Source organism: Nocardia sp. NPDC004260 (assembly GCF_053603155.1).
Window position 1 is genome coordinate 1 of the sequence record NZ_JBSGEZ010000266.1, and the last position, 1,384, is coordinate 1,384.

Below are 1,384 nucleotides of genomic sequence, written 5' to 3' on the forward strand. Positions count from 1 at the left end.
GTACCGCATCAACGACATGTATGTCTGGGTGGTTCTGAATCGCACCGCGTTGATAGTCGAACGGTGAGCACGATCAATCAGGTTGGTGCAGCTGCTGGGGACTCCACATCCCGATGTCATCACCGGATGCTCGGCCCCTGGTAGGTGTGTCGGTAACGAACGTTCACGAGACACCCACGGCGGCAGTCGGTTTCCGCAGGCCAGCTCTGTAAAGGTTGCCGTGTACGCGGCAGTGTCAACCTGTCGGGGGTTACCGATACACTCCCGGGCCATGCGAATCGGCTACGGGCGCGTCTCGACGCGCGATCAGCACCCCGAAGCACAACACGACGCGCTCACCGCGGCCGGCTGCGAGACGATCTTCGTGGACAAGGCCTCCGGGAAGCTCGCGACCCGGCCGGAACTGGGCAAGGCGCTGCTGTCGGCCAACCGTGCCGGGGATCAGCTGGTGGTCACCAAGCTGGACCGGCTCGGCCGCTCGCTCGAGCACCTGATCGAGCTGTCCAACGCACTCCAGGAACGTGGAGTGGACCTGGTGGTCCTGGACCAGGGCATCGACACCTCCACCGCGGTGGGGCGGATGTTCTTCCAGATCCTCGGCGCGATCGCCGAATTCGAGCACGCCTTGATGAGCGAACGCACCCGCGACGGTCTGGCCGCCGCCCGCGCTCGAGGTCGCACCGGTGGGCAGAAACCCAAGCTCGGGCCGCGGCAGGTGCAGCTGGCTCGGGCGATGTACGACGAGCTCGATCAGGCCGGCAAACGCCGTTACACCGTCGCGCAGATCGCCGCCGAATTCGGTGTCACCCGTCCCACGATCTACCGGCATCTGTCCGCCTCAGGCGCCACAATGTGAACCAGCGCACGCGAAGTCGCGTGCGCGTGGAAGCAGGGGTGAGCCGTGACAGGTAGCGGGCTGACCGGATTGACCGACACCGACCGGCGGCAGGCGATGAACCGGTTCGAGGTACTACGTCCCCACCTCGAAGACGATGTGCCGCTCACCAGCGCTGCCGCCGCAGCCGGTGTGCCGTTGCGAACCGCGCAGCGGTGGCTGCACCGCTACCGGACTGGAGGGCTGGCCGGGCTGGCACCGGCGCGATCGAGGGCATGGCTTTGCGGCGGCCGCGTCCCTCGCTGGCGGTGATCAGCCGCCGGGCGGCCCGCGCCGCCGACGAGCGGGAGTGGGTTGGTGTCCCACACCACCGTCCGCTCGATCGTCGCCGCTCTCGACCCGGTGATGCTCACTCTGGCTCACGAGGGTGCCGCGGTTTTCCGCGACACTTAGTACCAATGCCGCTCACATAAGGGTTTGACCTGGTCGTCAAATTTGCGAACCGGTCGGTGGGTGAGGCGGAGTCGGTTGTGTCGCTTCAGTTGCGTG

2 protein-coding genes are annotated in these 1,384 nt (G+C 66.4%); both read left to right on the forward strand.

Translation table 11 applies throughout. From position 1 onward, the window contains the following. Positions 1–271: 271 nt before the first annotated feature. Positions 272–856, forward strand: a complete 585-nt coding sequence (locus tag ACWEO7_RS39535) for a recombinase family protein (RefSeq protein ID WP_452430976.1) — start codon at positions 272–274, stop codon at positions 854–856. Between the two features lie 45 nt (positions 857–901). After that, a complete protein-coding gene (locus ACWEO7_RS39540; RefSeq protein WP_452430978.1) occupies positions 902–1,147 on the forward strand; it encodes a helix-turn-helix domain-containing protein in 246 nt (81 codons plus the stop codon). The last annotated feature ends 237 nt before the right edge of the window (positions 1,148–1,384 follow it).